Below are 18,213 nucleotides of genomic sequence, written 5' to 3' on the forward strand. Positions count from 1 at the left end.
GATTTATTATATGCAATATTGTATAAAAAGTCAATAGAAAATCCATTAAAAGTTAATTTTTATTTAAAAAAAAAGAAATCCTACTCAAAGGATTCCTTTTTTATGCATTTATTTTAGTATAACTCTAAATATTGTTCTCTTTCCCATTCTGAAACTTGTTGACGGAACGCCGCCCACTCTAAACGTTTGGCTTCAACAAAATTATTGTAGATATGAGAACCTAAACCAGCTTTCACAACTTCATCTTGTCGCAAGTATTTAATCGCATTGTGGAGCGTTGATGGAAGATCATTAATGCCACGTTCGTGACGTTCTTCTTCGGTCATCACATAAATATTCCGATCAACGGGAGCTGGTGCTACCATTTCATTTCTAATTCCATCTAATCCAGATTTTAATAAAACAGCCATAGCTAAATATGGATTTGCTGTTGGGTCAACACTGCGTAGCTCGATTCTTGTTGATAAGCCACGAGATTCTGGAACACGAATTAACGGTGAACGATTACGTCCACTCCATGCCACATAAACTGGCGCTTCATAGCCAGGTACTAAACGTTTGTATGAATTCACTGTCGGGTTACAAATAGCAGTGTAGGCTCTTGCATGACTTAAAACACCTGCTAAGAACTGACGAGCTGTTTCACTTAATTGCATATCGCCTTCTTCATCATAAAAGGCATTGCCGTCTTCTGTAAATAAAGACATATTGAAATGCATCCCTGATCCATTTACACCAAATAACGGTTTTGGCATAAAGGTTGCGTGAAGTCCATGTTGACGAGCTACTGTTTTGACAACAAGTTTAAAGGTTTGGATATAATCACATGCTTCAATTGCATTTGCATATTTCCAATCGATTTCATGTTGACCTGGCGCTACTTCATGGTGGCTAGCTTCAATTTCAAAGCCCATTCCTTCTAATTGTAAGACAATTTCACGACGACAATTTTCACCTAAGTCTGTTGGTGCAAAGTCGAAATAGCCTCCTTTATCATTTAACTCAAGAGTTGGTTCACCTTTTTCATCTAGTTTGAATAAGAAAAATTCAGGCTCTGGTCCTAAGTTGAAAGAGGTAAAGCCAAATTCTTCCATTTCTTTTAATACTCGTTTTAAATTGCTACGAGGATCGCCAGCAAATGGAGTCCCATCAGGATTGTAGATATCACAGATTAAACGCGCAATTTTGCCTTTTCCAGTTCCCCAAGGAAAAATCAACCAAGAAGTTAAATCTGGGCGTAAATACATATCACTTTCTTCAATTCGTACAAAACCTTCAATTGAAGATCCGTCAAACATCATTTTGTTGTCTAATACTTTTTCCAGCTGACTGATTGGAACTTCAACATTTTTAATAATTCCCATAATATCTGTAAACATTAAACGTAAAAAACGTACATCTTCCTCTTTCGCAATCTTGGTGATTTGTTCTCTTGTAAATTCTGGCATTCTATCTATTCCCCCCGTTATTAGGTTATTTATAGGTGGTCTCTTTTTTTATCATCCTAAAAAAAGCAAACATGGTTAACAAACATTTTTAAATCATACGACTAGGATTCATAGATTGATCTGGACCATTGCCACTAAAACCACTTACTGATAAAAATTCTGCATGTAAAATTCGTCGCACATCATCATCCGTCATTACTTTAGTATGCTCCATCATTTTTTTCTCTTTTTCTACTTCTTTTAATTCATAAATCCGCTTGATACCTGCCATATTGATTCCATCAGATAAATAATCTTTAATTTCTAAGAGAACATCAATGTCATTAAGAGAATACATTCTTCTGTTCCCATCATTTCGTTCAGGGTGAATCAAATCTTGTTCTTCATAGTAACGAATTTGTCTAGCTGTTAAATCCGTCAGTTTCATAACTGTACCAATCGGAAAAACAGACATTGACCTGCGAAGCTCTTTCTCTTTCATTTTAGTCCTCCTTTCAATTACTTTATTAGAATATCAAGGTTTAAATCATTTGTCAACAAAAAACTAATCGATATGTCAGATTTCCTTACATTGGATATCGAACAATTCCGTTTAATCTACATAGTTCGTTTGTTTAATATCTATTCAAAATAGGTATACCAATAAAAAGAACGTGCATAAATGCACGTTCTTTCTAGGTTTATTAATAAAATAATTCTACTACAGCTGAACTCACTGCAAGTTTTACATGTTCATAAGTTAATCCACCTTGCACATAAAGCGTGTATGGCGCTCTAATTGGGCCATCTGCTGTCAATTCAAGGCTAGCTCCTTGGATAAAGGTACCCGCTGCCATAATCACATCATCTTCATATCCAGGCATATAGGCGCCAATTGGCAACACATGAGCATTTACAGGTGAGAATTTTTGAATGGTTTGAGCAAATTTAACCATCTTATCTTGATCGTTTAAAGAAATCATTTGAATCAAATCGGTCCGTTCTGCATCCCACTTTGGAGTGCTTTCAACCCCACATGTGTCCAATAGCGCTGCTGTGTAAATAGCACCTTTAACCGCTTCTCCTACAACATGAGGCGCAAGGAAGAACCCTTGATACATCTCTTGCAAACTATACAATGATGCTCCTGCTTCTCGACCAATCCCAGGACTCGTTAAACGATAGCCACAAGCTTCAATTAAGTGTTGTTTCCCAACAATGTATCCGCCAGTTTTAGCAATTCCACCGCCAGGATTTTTGATGAGTGAACCTGCAATCAAATCTGCCCCAACTTCAAGTGGTTCTTGTTCTTCAACAAATTCTCCATAGCAATTATCGACAAAAACAATGGCATTAGGCGCAATTTTCCTAACAGCTTCAATCATTTCCTTGATTTGAGCAATGGTAAAGGAGGAACGCATGGCATATCCTCGTGAGCGTTGAATTGCAATCATTTTCGTTTTTGGCGTGATTTTTTTTGCAACGGTTTCTAAATCAACTGCTCCACTTTCCAACAAATCCACATGATCGTAACCAATTTGATATTCTTTTAATGAACCGATTCCGTTACCTGTTGCTCCAACGATTTCAAGCAAGGTATCGTAAGGAGCTCCGGTAATATAAAGCAACTCATCTCCTGGTCGTAAAACACCAAACAACGCTGTTGAAATCGCATGTGTTCCAGAAATAATCTGCGGACGAACCAAGCCCGCTTCTCCCTTAAAAACGTCTGCGTATACTTGTTCAAGAGTGTCTCGTCCAAAATCATCATACCCGTAACCAGTAGAGGGCGTAAAATGTTGGTCGCTTACTTGATTGTTTCGAAAACTTTGTAATACTTTATTTTGGTTAAAAAGTGCAATTTCATGAACTCGCTGATGATAAGGTTGAATTTTTAATTCAACTTCTTTGATGGTTTCTATTAATTTAGTTGGATAATTTTGGTGCCACATCATTGGATTTCATTTCCTCCAGTCCATTTTGACGCTTTTTTTGCATATCCTTTTACAAGGTATACATTTAATTCTTCTTGAAATTCTGCGGATTCTAATAATGTTTCTTTTTTTAGTTGAACTAATTTATTGCCTTCATCAGCTGCTACTTCAAATTCATAAGGAAGCATAACTTCTTTCATTTGCTTCATGATTTGATTGCGTAATTTAAGCAAATCTTCTGGATCTTTAGCCGATATCAAGCTATTTGGAAATAAATTAGGTGAAAAATTTCCGTTGAGTAAATCTTTTTTATTGTATACTGTAAAAATTGGAATTTGATCCATGTTTAATTCTTTTAACAGATTGATTACAGTGACTTCATGCCCTGCTACATTTTCAGCCGCTGCATCGACAACGTGTAGCAACAAATCTACGCCTCTCGTCTCTTCTAACGTCGAATGAAAAGCGTCAATTAACTGCGTTGGCAAATCTTGAATAAAACCAACGGTATCCGTTAAGGTCACATTCATGCCACTTGGCAGTACCATTTTGCGAGTCAATGGATCTAACGTGGCGAATAATTGATTTTCTTCATAGGTTTTCGCATCTGTCAATCGATTTAACAATGTAGATTTCCCAGCATTTGTATAACCAATCAAGCCAATTTGGAACGTGGTTCCATCGTTTCTTTTTTCTCGACTTCTTTGACGATGCGCTTCGGTTTCTTTTAGCGTTTTTTTAATATCATTGATTTGGCTTCGAATATGACGTCGGTCTGTTTCAAGTTTCGTTTCACCTGGTCCTCTGGTTCCAATTCCGCCACCTAGTTTAGATAAGTTTTTTCCTTGTCCAGCTAGACGTGGCAATAGGTATTGTAATTGTGCTAAGGCTACTTGTAATTTCCCTTCTTTACTTTGTGCACGCATCGCAAAAATGTCTAGAATCAATTGAATTCGATCGATTACTTTTACATCTATTTCGACTTGAATATTTCTTGTTTGACTTGGTGTTAAAGCATGATTAAAAATAACAACGTCTGCTTCAGTCTCTTCTACCAAATGAACCAATTCTTGAATCTTTCCTTTACCTAGATAGGTTTTACTGTCCATACGGTCTCTTTTTTGAGTTAACTCTGCCACTACCTGACCGTGAGCAGTTTCTGTTAATTGACCTAATTCTTCTAGTGAATAACGGAAATTTGTATCTAATTCATTTGTTTGAACACCTACAATAACCACGCGCTCATAATCTAATTTTTCTTCCATTGTGCCACCTACATTTCTTTTAAACACTTATTTTTGTAAAAATGTTGTTACTTCTTCAAACAATTGCTCTTCCGTTTCGGGATGTTGGACTAAATCATACCAGCGAATAAATTCCATTCGATTACGGAACCATGTCAACTGCCTTTTTGCATATCTTCTGGAATTTTGTTTGATTTGATTCGTGGCAGCCTCTAAAGAAAGTTCCCCGTCCAAATAGGGAAATAATTCTTTATAGCCAATCCCTAAAGTAGCTTGTCCGTTACTCGCTACTTGTTCCTTTAGCCATTGAGCTTCTTTTAACAAACCTGCTCTTATCATTAAATCAACGCGTTGATTGATTCTTTGGTAAAGGATGTCACGATCTGTCGTCAAGCCAATAACCAATGCGTCATAGTAAGCTTCTCTTTTAGGTTGTTCTTGTTGCTTTGAAAAAGGGATTCCGGTTAGATGAAAAACTTCCAACGCTCGAATTACACGTTTTAAATTATTTTCGTGAATCGCTTTTGCAGCAGTCGGATCAATTTCATTTAATTGGCTCCATACAGCGTGATTTCCGAGTTTTGACGCTTGCTCTTCCATCTCTTGACGAAATAATGGATCCGCTTCTTTTTCCTGATTTCCTCCGAGATGCAAATCGTAAAGTAACGCCTCAATGTAAAGCCCCGTTCCACCTACAACTAGTGGAATTTTTCCTTTTTCTGTAATCCCAGCGATTGTTTCCCGCGCCATTTTTTGAAAATCTGACACAGAGTAGCTTTCATCTATGGTTACAATATCAATCAAATGATGAGGAACACCTTCTGCTTCTTTTTCTGATACTTTAGCTGTTCCAATGTCTAAACCTCGGTAAATTTGCATAGAGTCACCACTAATAATTTCACCATTGAATTTCTTTGCCATTTTAATGCTTAAATCAGTTTTGCCAACTGCTGTTGGACCAACAAGCATAATAATTTTTGTTTTTTTCACGAGTATCTCCTTTATTGCCAACCGTTTCGAATGGCAAGAGCTTCTTTTGGAAAATCTGTCATAATTGCAGAAATTTTCTTTTGAAAACAATACTGCATGTAACGATGACTATTCACTGTCCAAACTCTGATGGGCATCTTTTCAACATTAAAAACTTGTTTTTGTTTTACCCAATCAAATTTTGCATGCCACGCAGATATTTCATATTTTTTATTCAGTACCCTCACGTTGTTACCGTTTTGAGCATAGAGCACCGCTACTTCACTTAGCGGATTTAGCTCTTTGATTTTTACTAGAGAAGAATAATTAAAACTAGAATAAACTAATTTAAAATGAATTTTTTTATGTTGAAATAATTGGTTTACCTTTTCTTCTAACCCATCATAAGGATGATGATCGGTTTTTAATTCAATATTTAAGATTCCATGAAATTCTAATTCTTCAAGTAAATCTACTACTTCTAATAAGGTCGGGATTTTTTCATCTTTATATATTGGCGAGAACCAGCTTCCAGCGTCTAGTGCTTTTAATTCAGCCAGTGACAACTTGCAAACTTCACCAATTCCATTCGTTGTTCGATCCACCGTTTCATCATGGATGACTATCATTTCGCCATCTTTACTTAAATGGATATCTAACTCAATTCCATCACTTCCAACAAGGATTGCTTCACGAAATGCAGCTAGTGTATTTTCTGGGTGTGTTCCTTTACTGCCTCGGTGGGCAAACACTTCAGTTTTCAACTAACATCTCCTCCATTCATGCACTCTATTGTACCATGAATTCCCTATTTTCAATACTTAATCCCTCGATTTCTAGAATTGTTTTCAGTCTGCCATTTCTTTTGTTAAAGAAATATTGTAAAATAAGAATAAGAACTAAAGGAGGACACTTCGATGTATTTAACAGTTGCTGAAACAGCTGACTATCTAAATGTCTCGACTGCTGATATTCACCGCTTGATTCGAGAAAAACAAATTCGTACTGTCAGCGATGGCGAAAATATTTTAATCTACAAAGAACAGTTCAACCTTTTTATTAAAGAGTTAGAAAAATACAAAAAAGAATTGCAAGATTACTTAAATGAACCTATTCCAGAAGATATTGATATCAAAGATGAGGATTAACAAAAAGACAGTCGACTACTGAATTTAGCCGACTGTCTTTTTTAGTTGATACTATTAGATGACATTCGTTTACGTGCAACTAATCCTCGCCAAATAATATAAGATAATTGAAAATCAATCATACTGTGTATCACAGAACCAATTCCTACCAAGCCTATAATCGACTGTAAAAAGCCTTGAGAATAATAAGCCCCTTGCATTCCTCCAGCAAAATAGAAAAACATCACCACCACAACTTCACATGCTGCATGCAAAAGACCAATTAAAAAAGAAAAAAGAATTGTATTTTTGGTTGACGATAAAATTTTTGGTCGCTTCTCTAAAATCCAAGCGCCAATTCCTGCAAAAATCACATGAGTTGCTGCACGCAACACAACAATAATTGGAAAACCGCCAATAAAAAAACCAAAAGTAGTCCCAACTGCAACCGAAATCGCTACAACTGGTGAAATAAACATTCCGATAAAAATAGCTACATGACTTCCTAATGTAAAGGAGGCTGGTTCTAACACAAGCTTAATTGGTGAAAATAAAGGAATTAAAATTCCTACCGCTATTAATAATGCCGAAATTGTTAAACGTTGTACTTTGTTAACCTTCAAGAGAACATCTCCTCATATAATCATTTTCACAAATATGTCATGACACCTGTAAATACAATTATACCTCTTCTCTTAAACTTGTCAAGACAGCCTTTAATTTTGATAACAGAATCCAGCTTCTGTTAAGGATTTTTTTATTTGCTTAAAGGTATTTTTATCTTTACAAGCGATTGTATGCAGATGAACCCCCTCTGTCAAAGAAGACAACAATTCAACATGAGACTCCGTCACTTTTTCCATAAATTCATCTACATCATAACGAGAAGTTAAATTTAACCTTCCCACTAACTCGCCATAAATCGGGTGTTCAATAATCACATCAACAATTTCTCCACCATGATCTACAATTAAATAAAGTTCTTTCTTGGTATTTTCTGGAGCATGGTGGCAAGCAATCTTCCCACTAAAACGTGTATCATTACTTGTATTTTCATTTAATAAATAGCCTTTAGGCGTCGCATTGATTTCATAACCAGCTGCTCTTAAAAGAGCTACATCCCCCACAATAATTTGTCTACTTACTTTTAATTGATTTGCAATTGTCGTCGCGCTAATGGGGATATGTGTGTTTGTTAGTATTTGAATAATCGTTTTTCTACGATCTGTTGCCTTCATAGCCGCTCTCCTTTCCATCATTTCAATGATACTAAAAAGCCAGTTGCCTCTTTCAAAACAACTGACTGATTATTGCATTATAAAAAAACATCATGTAAAGCACAAACCGCATGCTTCAATTCACTACCAGCTACTAAAATCCAAATGGTTGTATAGCTATCTGCAGATTGTAAAATATCAATATTTTCCATCGATAAGGTAGTAACGATTCGTGAAGTTACACCTGGCACACCCGTAATTCCAGCACCTACAACTGCTACTTTTGCACAATCTTCAAGCGTAACAACCTCAATTTGTTGCTCTTTAAAAATCGCTTTTGCTAAAGCCGCTTCGTGACTTGCCAATGTGAAGACCACTTGGGTTGGAAAAATATTAATAAAATCAACACTGATACCTGCAGCAGCCATTAGCCCAAAAATTTCTTTTTGTTCAACATGCTCGGTTGAAATGGTAAATTGCACTAAATTAGACACATGTGCAATTCCCGTAACTAACCGATAATGACCAACTTGGTTGGCTGAATGAGTTACTAGCGTTCCCACATCGGTTACTTCTTGATAAGTCGAACGAATTCTTAATGGAATTCCAGCTTGCATTGCTAGTTCAACTGCTCGAGGATGAATAACTTTTGCACCTTCATGAGCCATATTGCTGACTTCTTGATAGCTTACAACATCTAAAAATTTAGCTTGCTCCACTAATCTTGGGTCTGCTGTCATCATTCCAGAAACATCGGTAAAGATATCAATTCGTTCAGCAGCAAAAGCTTTTCCTAAAATAGCCGCCGTTGTATCACTTCCACCACGACCAATCGTAGTCAAATGACCATTCTCGCTGATTCCTTGAAAACCCGTCACAACGACAACATCCTGCACTTCAAACAGTTCCAAAATAGGTGCTGTATTGACGCGTTGAACTTTTGCATTGCTAAATTCGTCATTGGTTACAATCCCAGCATCTTGTCCTGTTAAGCCAGCTGCTAATACGCTGTTTTTCTTTAACAAATTTGTAAATACTGCCATCGAGATTGTTTCTCCTACTGAAAGTAAGGTATCTTTCTCTCTTAAATCAAGAAATGACTCATCTGCATCAACTAGACTAAGTAAAGAATCCGTTGCATAAGGATCACCCAGACGCCCAATCGCTGAAACAACCACGATAACCTTATAGCCATCTTCTACTGCTTGGACAATATGTTTTTTTGCAGCTAGGCGGCTTTCTTCGTCTTTAACAGATGTACCACCAAATTTTTGTACTAAAATTTTCATGAACAACCGTCCCTTTTTTAAAACTAAATTTTTAATTCATTGCTCTACGATAAAAGAAGAGCCTTGGCTAAACCAAAGCATCTTCCATTTTTACACAACACGCTACTTACTTAGGAGTCATTAGAAATTGTTGATTGGTTTCAATGTAAACTTTATACCAAACCATAAAGGTCAACACTGTCCAAATTTTTCTTGAATTGTCTGCTTTTCCAGCACAATGATCTTCTAGTAATTGAAGTACGTATTGTTTATTAATCAAATGATCTGTAGCAGATTCACGAATGATGCCTTTTGCCCATTCATTCATCTCATCTTTTAACCAATGACGTATTGGAACTGGGAAACCTAGTTTTTTACGGTATAAAACATTATCCGGCACAAAGCTTTCAGCTGCTTTACGTAAAATATATTTTGTTGTTCCATTTGCAATTCGGATATCAGAAGGGAGCGTACGCGCTACTTTAAAGACTTCTTTATCTAAGAAAGGCGTTCTAAGTTCTAATGAATGCGCCATTGTTGTACGGTCAGCATTCAGTAATAAATCACCATTTAACCACGTATGAATATCAATAAATTGCATGCGATCAATTGGATCATAGCCTTTTGAGGCATCATAAAACGGACGAGTAACATCTTGATAAGGATGTCCAGCTAAATAATTTTTCAATAATTTTTGCTTTTCAGCCTCTTCAAAAATTTTCGCATTCCCAACGTAACGCTCTTCCATCGGTGTTGTTCCGCGTTCTAAGAAGCTCTTACCACGCATTCCTTCTGGCATCATTTTAGCTAAATGATTCAACCCTTTTTTTAGACCATTTGGTAAATTCGTTAACGTTTTAAGTGAGTTTGGTTCATTGTAAATGGTATACCCACCAAACATTTCATCTGCACCTTCGCCAGATAAAGCTACCTTCACATGACGTCTAGCAACTTCTGATAAGAAGAATTGTGGAACAGCTGCAGGATCTGCCAAAGGATCATCCATATGCCAAACAAAACGCGGGAATTCATCCATAAATTCTTGTGGGGTAATAATAGAACTAATATTTTCAACATTCAAGCGATCTGCGGTTTCTTTAGCTACGTCAATTTCACTGTAACCTTCACGTTCAAATCCAACTGAAATCGTTTTGATTTTTGGATTAAACTCACGAGCAATCGCAACAATAATTGAAGAATCTACTCCACCGGAAAGAAAAGAACCAACTGTAACATCACTTCTCATATGTTTTTCAACAGAGTCATACAAAGCATCTTTAATTTCTTTAGCAAAGGTCTCTTCTGATTTTTGAACAGGAGCAAACGTTGCTTCCCAATATCTCGTAATTTCCATTGGTCCATCTAATTTTTTAGTGAAATAATGACCTGGTGCTAAACGGTGAATGCCTTTTGTCATGGTATCTGGATCTGGAACAAATTGGAACGTTAAATAATTTTGCAAGGAAACTTCATCTAATTCTTTCTTTTTAAGGATTTGGTAGATTGATTTCTTTTCAGAGGCAAAATAAATAACACCATCCTCTTCTGCATAGTGAAACGGTTTGATTCCAAAATGATCACGTGCTCCGTATACCGATTTTTCTTGTTTATCCCAAATTACAAAGCCAAACATTCCGCGTAAACGTTCCGCTGTTTTTTCTTTATATTTTGCATAAGTCGCAATGATTACTTCAGTATCACTGTCTGTTTCAAATGTATAACCATCTTTAAGCAATTCGTCACGTAATTCAATATAATTATAAACCTCACCGTTAAAAATAATCCAGTAACGTTCATTTTCATATGAAAGAGGCTGATGACCTTTTTCAACATCAATAATACTTAGTCTTCTAAAACCAAAACTAATATGATCGTCAAAAAAGAACCCTTCATCATCTGGTCCACGATGAACAATCAATTTATTCATCTCTCTGATTGTTTTTTCATAATCTACTAGGTCATGGTTTTGGTTATCGCCATGAATACACCCTACAAATCCACACATGTTTGGTTCCCCTTTTCCTTGTTTCTAAACAGCACTATTATTGCTGCACACTTGTCTTATTATAACTAACTAAGCCCAATGGTTCAACCAATTCGAGTGGATTCTTTATATTAAACTTTCCTTAAGTTAAACTTATCAAATCATCATCTGAACTTAGGATCTCTGTTTTCTTTCTTTCGATAAATAGACATCCCTGTTTCAGTATCTTTGACAAAAATACCTTTGCTTTTTTTAAGTAGTACATACAGGTAATAAAAATCACCTACGCAACCTGCAGTATGCATACTAAATAGAAGGCTAGCAATTATTGGATGGGTCTTTCCCAACATGAAATAAAGGCTGTTTAGAACAATAAACGGAGCTCCCGCAATTACGCTATATTGAAATCGTGTATAAAATGAATTGAAAGATGCCGCGTAGAACATTCCAGCTTTAAATCCATAAGTGACTTTCTTTCCACCAAAGCATTTAAAAAAGAAGCCGTGAATTCCTTCATGAATCACCAATGATAAGACAAACAAACCACACACTAAAAAGAAATCCAAAATGAATTTCAGCGTATTTGTTTCAACGTAAAGTAAATGGTTTCTTTTTAATATAAATCCAAGAATTACCATAGAGCTAAGGGCTAGTCCGGCACTCCAAGCAGTCAATTTTGATAACAATGAGGTATTTTCAATTAAATTGATTTTTTCTTCTAAGATAAAGTCTTTTTTCATTGCTCAGTAGACACTCCTCTGCTTCATTTCTTTTTATTGTACCACAATCAAATGAGACACCTGTTTTCTTTTTATTACTGAAGTTAAGAAAAAAATTTATGGTATACTAAGTTTATCTAAAAATATTGGAGTGATTTTTTTGCTTTTAAAAGAAGTGTGTATCGAAAATTTTACAGCTATCCCTGAAGCCATTAAACGTGGTGCAAATCGATTTGAATTATGTGACAACTTAGCTGTTGGTGGAACCACCGTCAGCACCGGTGTAATGGAGGAAAGCATTCATTACTGTCAAGAGAAACACATTCCCGTTATGGCAATCATACGACCTCGTGGTGGTAATTTTGTTTTTAATGATACAGAATTAAAAATAATGGCAACTGATTTGATTGAAGCAAAAAAATTAGGCATTGATGGTGTTGTGCTTGGTTGTTTAACTGAAGATGGTTGGATTGATGAAGAAGCGATGGAGTTATTATTAGATGAAGCAACAGGATTACAAGTCACTTTCCACATGGCATTTGATGCAATTCCGAAAAAACAACAATTTGAAGCAATTGATTGGCTAGTTGAAGCTGGCGTAGAACGTATTTTAACTCACGGAGGTTCAGCAGATCAAACAATTGATGCTTGTCTTCCGCATTTAAAGGATCTCGTTGATTATGCAAATGGACGCATCATTATTTTACCAGGTGGCGGTGTACATCAAGATAATTGCGAAATGATCGCAAGTAAACTAGGTGTAAATGAAGTTCACGGAACAAAAATTTTAGGATCTCTATAAACAAAAAAACTGTTTCATCAAGAGTAAAATTACTCACAGATGAAACAGTTTTCTTTATTTCAATTCAGGTGCGTTAGTTTGGTAACTATCCACCGTTGAATTGCCATTATTTTTATCAATCAATCGGTTTTTTTGAGCTTCATTAGCCAATTGTTTGATTCCTTTATTGTATTTGTAGTTGTACTGGGTTTTATCAACTGGTTTAAAGCCATCAGGTGTATAGAATCGCAATAAATCACCTGTGATTACTTTATCCGATAACGCTAATTGGGTATCTACATAGTCCTTTTCTTTTTTCAACTCAGCTGTCTGAACAGGTGTTAAATTCGTCAACAATTCTCCTGTTGCCGTATCATAAACATCCCCAGATAATTTGGTGAACTGTTTTGAAACAAAATTCCCATTTCTAAACGCAACTACTTGTTTATTTTCATCTGACAATAAATCAGATCCAAACTGAATATAGTCCTTTGTATCTACTCCCAATAAATGTAACAATGTTGGCAATACATCAATCTCGCCACCATAGGTATGATTCACCCCACCTGCTAAGCCCGGTGCATGAATCATAAAGGGTACTTTTTGGAACATCGCATCATCAAAATCCGTATACTCTTCTGTTCCTAACAATTGAGAAACAGCTTTTCCATGATTACTTGAAATTCCATAATGATCGCCGTACATTAAAATCACACTATTATCATACAAACCTGTCGTTTTTAAATACGTTAAAAATTCATTGATTGCTTCATCTAAATAACGTGCTGTTTGAACATAGCCATCCACTGTTGAATCTCCTGTCGTTGTCTTAGGAATCGTGGCATTAGCTTCATCCAATGGGTATGGATAGTGATTTGTCACGGTTATCATTTTTGCATAAAATGGTTGAGGCAATTGTTCGAGATATTGCGCAGAATCTTTTAAGAAGATTTTATCCTTTAAGCCATATCCAACATTAAAGTTCTCGCCTTTTGAATCATAGGTAGAATCAAAGAAATAATTATAACCCCATGATTTATAAGCGTTATCACGGTTCCAAAAACTCGCTACATCGCCATGAAAAGCGGCTGTTGTATAGCCTTTTTGATTTAAAATTGCCGGCGCTGCTTGGAACGTGTTTTCAGTTCCATTAGTTACCATCGCTGAACCTTGAGACAATCCGTATAATGAATTCTCCAACATCATTTCAGCATCACTTGTTTTCCCTTGACCAACTTGATGGAAGAAATTATCAAAGCTTACGGTATTGCTGTCATGATAAAATTGATTTAATGTCGGCGTTACTTCTTCACCATTTGATTGATAGTCAATCAGAAATTGTTGGAAACTTTCTAAATGGATCACAAAAACATTCTTTCCTTCAGCTTTACCAAAATAATTCACATTCGCAGGAACTTGATTTTTTTTCATATAAGCTAACACTTCGTCCATATCACTGCTATCAGCATTTGCTTTTGTTGAATTAGCTTGTGCAGTTTTGACGCCATCATAGACAGTAAATGCAGTTAACCCTAAATATTTAATAATATAGTTACGGTCAAATGTACGGCTTAGTAATTGTGGACGATCCATCTCAGCTAAACTTAAATTCCCTGCAAAAATTGCAACAGCTAGTGCTGTAACCGTAAATGCAATTCGTTTTTTTAAGACACGAGTATCCATTTTGACAATTTTGAAAGCTAATAGTGTAATCAAAACAATAATGTCAAGATACACGAAAAAATCTGAGACATGAATCAAGCTTTTTAAACTTGTATCCATATTACTAGAAACAGCAGATGCTCCTTTAATAATATTAATCGTCATAAAATCAGAAAATTCTCGGTAATACACAATATTAGCAAACAGCCAAGTAGACATTAGAAAATCAATAACCAATAAAATAATGTACGACTTTTTTCCTTTTGAAAAAAGAGAAATGCCAAATAATAGCAGTGTGAAACTAATGGGATTAATAAACAGTAAAAATTGTTGGACACTGCCACTAACACCTAGTGAAAATTTGGTTTGATAGGCTACATAGGTTTTTAACCAAAATAAAATAACTGCAAATAAGAAAAATCCCATTCTTGTACTTAATAGAGATCTTGTTTTACTCATAAATTGTTTGTTTTCTTTCATCATTCGTTCTCCTTTATAACGTTTTTTGAAAAACATTATGTTTACTTCAACTATAGAGATTACTCTCTTTTGTGCCAACTTACAATTAAAATTCACTAAAAATCGCTGATTTACGAAAACTTTAACTTTTTAAATCAAAATAACCCTTCAATCAACATTCGATTGAAGGGTTATTTTAATGGATTACTTCCACACCATTTCGTTCAATTTCCAACTCTTTGATCATGGCTTGTGGATAGTTACGTTCTAGTTTTGATTGTAATTTCTTTAATTTAGCTAATGGTACAAGCGTTAAAACAGTTGGACCTGCCCCACTTAAAAAAGTTCCATAAGCGCCAAATTGATTCGCAGTTTCTCGAATATCTGATAAATGAGGGATTAAGTTCTTTCGATAATATTCATGAAATAAATCTTGTTCCATCATTTTTCCAGCTAATGACAAATCATTTGCTAAAATAGCAGAAATCATAACATTTGCAATACTACTGGCAGTAACAGCTGTGGAATAAGTTAATGTTTGAGGCAACACATCACGACTTTCCGAAGTTAACAATTCACCATTAGGAATACACACTAAAATACCCGTTTCTGGAAAGGAATGTTTAACGGCATAGACTTCTTGCTCAATCTTAGTCGCTACAACGAAATCACCGAGAATTGCTGGTGCTACATTGTCTGGATGACCTTCCATTAAAGTAGCATACGTTACTTTTTCTTGTTGGCTTAACATTAAGTTTCCAAGTTGATTGGCTAGTTCAATTCCAGCGACAATCGCCGCAGAACTACTTCCTAATCCTCTAGTTGAAGGAACTTCTGAAGTCATCCATAATTTTCGAGGCTCTAAGTCAGGACAGAGTTTGCAAGCAGTTGTGACAATGACATTAGTTTGATCCACTGGAATGCCTTCTCCTAATGAATGAATCACTTCCCATTTATCTTGAACTTCACCTACTGTAAGGGTTAGATAAAGGTTTAATGCAAGTCCACAAGAATCAAATCCCGGTCCTAAATTAGCCGTTGTTCCTGGAACTCTAATTTGCATCATAACCGGTTCATTCCTTCACGTAAATGCACCCGCATTTCTTCAAGGTCGTCCATCCTAGCAATTGGAATTTCAGTGACGTTCATTGCCGTATCAGGATCTTTCAATCCATTTCCAGTAAAGACACAAACAACCGTCTCGCCTGTTTTAATCTCTCCACTTGCACGATGTTTGATTACGCCTGCAAGGGATGCAGCTGAACCTGGTTCAATAAAGACACCGTCCATCGCAGCTACTTTTTTATAAGCTTCAATAATTTCAGCATCTGTTACAGAATCGATTGCTCCTTTTGACTCGTCGCGAGCTGCTTCTGCTAATGACCAACTTGCAGGATTTCCAATGCGAATCGCAGTCGCAATCGTTTCAGGATTTTCAATTGGGGCGCCTTGAACGATAGCTGCTGCGCCTTCTGCTTCAAAACCATGCATCCGAGGTAATCCTGTTTGATGCAACTCATTCCACTCTTTAAACCCTTTCCAGTATGCTGAAATATTCCCAGCATTGCCGACTGGAATTGCCAGAACATCAGGTGCTTTTGTTAAATCTTCACAAATTTCAAAAGCCGCTGTTTTTTGCCCTTCTAAACGATAAGGATTTACAGAATTTACCAGTGTAACAGCTTCCGTCTCTGCTAATTTACGAACAGCCTTTAAAGCTTCATCAAAGTTGCCTTGAATTGAAATAATATCCGCTCCATACATTACCGCTTGAGCCAATTTCCCTAGTGCAATTTTCCCATCTGGAATCACAATGTAAGCTTTCAAGCCTGCTCTTGTTGCGTAAGCTGCTGCTGCTGCACTTGTATTTCCAGTTGATGCACAGATAATTGCTTTTGCGCCTTCTTCTTTCGCTTTAGCTACTGCCATTACCATGCCCCGGTCTTTAAATGAACCCGTTGGATTTAGACCTTCATATTTTCCATATAAAGTAATCCCTAATTCTTTTGACAAATTGTGTAACGGAATTAAGGGAGTATTGCCTTCTGCTAAAGAAATCATAGGTGTTTTTTCAGTAACAGGTAAGTTTTCTTGATAACGATCTAATAGTCCTTTATACATTTAGTTATCCCTCCATCACTTTGAGATGAATCAATAAATTCATATCGTCGGCTTTTTTTAATTTAGCTAAAATTTCTTTTTCTTGTTTACGGTTCATTAAATGTGTGATGATTACTACTTTTGCCATCCCACCTTCAATGGGCTCTTGGATAATTTTATCAAATCCTACATCAGACGCTGCAAAGATTTTCGTTAACTCTAAAAATAAACCTGTGCGATCGTTCATTTCAATCGACAAATAATATTTAGATAAAATTTCTTCGTCTGTCATTAATTTCGTTTCGTGTTGGTAAGAATTAAAAACATTTCCAGTAGTACCTAATCGAATGTTTTTTGCAACTGTAATTAAATCACTTACCACACTCGTTGCGGTTGGTAACTCACCTGCACCTGGTCCATAAAACATGGTTTCCCCAACGGCAGCTCCCACTACAAAAACAGCGTTATTTTCATTTTGAACACTTGCTAAGGGATGAGCTTCTGGCACTAATATTGGGCCAACGCTAACAGATACCCCTCCATTATTTTCTTCTGCAGTACCAATTAATTTAATGCGGTATCCCAATTTTTTAGCAGTTTCAATATCTATCGACTTTAAATTGCGGATTCCTTTCGTTTCAATCTGGTCTAGTTCCACATTCATTCCAAATGCAAGTCTTGTTAAGATGACCATTTTTCTAGCTGCATCTATGCCATCCACATCATTAGTGGGGTCGCTTTCAGCAAAACCTAATTCTTGAGCTTCTTTTAAAGCCTCTTCATAAGATTGATGCTCATTTGTCATTTTTGTTAACATAAAATTAGTCGTACCGTTCACAATCCCCATCACTTGCTGAATATTATCTGACGCTAAACTATCCACAATAGTTCTAAGAATCGGAATTCCTCCAGCTACACTGGCTTCATAGTACAAATCACACTGATTTTCTTTTGCTAAAGCAACTAATTCATTTCCATGTAAAGCAATCAGGTCTTTATTGGCTGTTACAACATGTTTACCTGCCTTTAAAGCCTTAGTAATATACATTTTTGCACTGTCAATGCTTCCCATCACTTCTAAGATAACATCAATTTCAGGATCAGCTAAAACTTCATCTTCATTCGTCGTTAACTGGATCCCCTCAGAAATTTTTCCACGATTTTTTTCAATATCTCGAACTAAAACTTTTTTTACAGAAATCTCCTCGCCAGTTACTTGACGAATTTTAGCATTATGGTCTTTTAAAATTCGAATAACACCACTTCCAACAGTCCCAAATCCTAAAATCCCAACTTGAATTTGCTTGTTCATTTTTTAACCT

General features: G+C 36.0%; 17 protein-coding genes. 2 read left to right on the plus strand and 15 right to left on the minus strand.

The features are described 5' to 3' along the window. Positions 1-113: 113 nt before the first annotated feature. The 6 genes from glnA to BR52_RS05945 form a co-directional block, all read right to left on the minus strand. On the minus strand, positions 114-1,448 hold the full coding sequence (gene glnA, locus BR52_RS05920) for a type I glutamate--ammonia ligase (RefSeq protein ID WP_034570271.1): 1,335 nt from the start codon (positions 1,446-1,448) through the stop codon (positions 114-116). Positions 1,449-1,536: 88 nt separating this feature from the next. After that, the gene (locus BR52_RS05925) at positions 1,537-1,929 is read right to left on the minus strand and encodes a MerR family transcriptional regulator (RefSeq protein WP_034570273.1); all 393 of its coding nucleotides are present in this window, start codon (positions 1,927-1,929) and stop codon (positions 1,537-1,539) included. Between the two features lie 202 nt (positions 1,930-2,131). Continuing rightward, positions 2,132-3,382, minus strand: a complete 1,251-nt coding sequence (locus tag BR52_RS05930; RefSeq protein WP_034570276.1) for a methionine gamma-lyase family protein — start codon at positions 3,380-3,382, stop codon at positions 2,132-2,134. Then, positions 3,379-4,626, minus strand: coding sequence for a GTPase HflX (gene hflX / locus BR52_RS05935; RefSeq protein ID WP_034570280.1), 1,248 nt, complete (start codon positions 4,624-4,626; stop codon positions 3,379-3,381). Before hflX ends, BR52_RS05930 begins: the two co-directional genes overlap by 4 nt. 27 nt (positions 4,627-4,653) lie before the next feature. After that, a complete protein-coding gene (miaA, locus tag BR52_RS05940) occupies positions 4,654-5,574 on the minus strand; it encodes a tRNA (adenosine(37)-N6)-dimethylallyltransferase MiaA (protein ID WP_034573564.1) in 921 nt (306 codons plus the stop codon). 32 nt (positions 5,575-5,606) lie between these two features. Beyond that, on the minus strand, positions 5,607-6,338 hold the full coding sequence (locus tag BR52_RS05945) for a glycerophosphodiester phosphodiesterase (RefSeq protein ID WP_034570283.1): 732 nt from the start codon (positions 6,336-6,338) through the stop codon (positions 5,607-5,609). 153 nt (positions 6,339-6,491) lie between these two features. On the opposite strand from BR52_RS05945, the gene BR52_RS05950 reads away from it, so the two are divergent. Further along, complete coding sequence (locus BR52_RS05950) at positions 6,492-6,722, plus strand: helix-turn-helix domain-containing protein (RefSeq protein WP_034570286.1); 231 nt, start codon at positions 6,492-6,494, stop codon at positions 6,720-6,722. Between the two features lie 41 nt (positions 6,723-6,763). Here the strand turns inward: BR52_RS05950 and BR52_RS05955 are convergent, their stop codons facing one another. The 5 genes from BR52_RS05955 to BR52_RS05975 all read right to left on the minus strand — a co-directional run bounded on the left by BR52_RS05955 (position 6,764) and on the right by BR52_RS05975 (position 11,910). Continuing rightward, the gene (locus tag BR52_RS05955) at positions 6,764-7,324 is read right to left on the minus strand and encodes a hypothetical protein (RefSeq protein WP_034570289.1); all 561 of its coding nucleotides are present in this window, start codon (positions 7,322-7,324) and stop codon (positions 6,764-6,766) included. A 93-nt stretch (positions 7,325-7,417) separates the two neighbouring features. Further along, complete coding sequence (locus BR52_RS05960; protein ID WP_034570292.1) at positions 7,418-7,939, minus strand: transcription repressor NadR; 522 nt, start codon at positions 7,937-7,939, stop codon at positions 7,418-7,420. 77 nt (positions 7,940-8,016) lie between these two features. Continuing rightward, positions 8,017-9,207, minus strand: coding sequence for an aspartate kinase (gene dapG, locus BR52_RS05965; RefSeq protein ID WP_034570295.1), 1,191 nt, complete (start codon positions 9,205-9,207; stop codon positions 8,017-8,019). A gap of 106 nt (positions 9,208-9,313) precedes the next feature. Next, entirely contained in the window at positions 9,314-11,191 is a 1,878-nt protein-coding gene (gene asnB / locus BR52_RS05970) for an asparagine synthase (glutamine-hydrolyzing) (RefSeq protein ID WP_034570298.1), read from the minus strand. A gap of 143 nt (positions 11,192-11,334) precedes the next feature. Beyond that, positions 11,335-11,910, minus strand: a complete 576-nt coding sequence (locus tag BR52_RS05975) for a DUF3267 domain-containing protein (RefSeq protein ID WP_034570301.1) — start codon at positions 11,908-11,910, stop codon at positions 11,335-11,337. A gap of 139 nt (positions 11,911-12,049) precedes the next feature. On the opposite strand from BR52_RS05975, the gene BR52_RS05980 reads away from it, so the two are divergent. Next, the gene (locus BR52_RS05980) at positions 12,050-12,691 is read left to right on the plus strand and encodes a copper homeostasis protein CutC (protein WP_034570303.1); all 642 of its coding nucleotides are present in this window, start codon (positions 12,050-12,052) and stop codon (positions 12,689-12,691) included. Between the two features lie 54 nt (positions 12,692-12,745). Here BR52_RS05980 and BR52_RS05985 read toward each other — a convergent pair whose 3' ends face one another. The 4 genes from BR52_RS05985 to BR52_RS06000 form a co-directional block, all read right to left on the minus strand. Continuing rightward, positions 12,746-14,812: an LTA synthase family protein gene (locus BR52_RS05985; RefSeq protein WP_034570306.1), complete on the minus strand. Its 2,067-nt coding sequence runs from the start codon at positions 14,810-14,812 to the stop codon at positions 12,746-12,748. A 175-nt stretch (positions 14,813-14,987) separates the two neighbouring features. Then, entirely contained in the window at positions 14,988-15,854 is an 867-nt protein-coding gene (thrB, locus tag BR52_RS05990) for a homoserine kinase (RefSeq protein WP_034573567.1), read from the minus strand. Further along, positions 15,854-16,912 (minus strand): threonine synthase, encoded by a 1,059-nt coding sequence (gene thrC, locus BR52_RS05995; RefSeq protein ID WP_034570309.1) that lies wholly within the window; start codon positions 16,910-16,912, stop codon positions 15,854-15,856. The genes thrB and thrC overlap by 1 nt, the downstream gene beginning before the upstream one ends. 4 nt (positions 16,913-16,916) lie before the next feature. Further along, on the minus strand, positions 16,917-18,203 hold the full coding sequence (locus tag BR52_RS06000) for a homoserine dehydrogenase (RefSeq protein WP_034570311.1): 1,287 nt from the start codon (positions 18,201-18,203) through the stop codon (positions 16,917-16,919). Between the last annotated feature and the right edge of the window lie 10 nt (positions 18,204-18,213).

Source organism: Carnobacterium divergens DSM 20623 (assembly GCF_000744255.1).
Lineage (GTDB): Bacteria > Bacillota > Bacilli > Lactobacillales > Carnobacteriaceae > Carnobacterium > Carnobacterium divergens.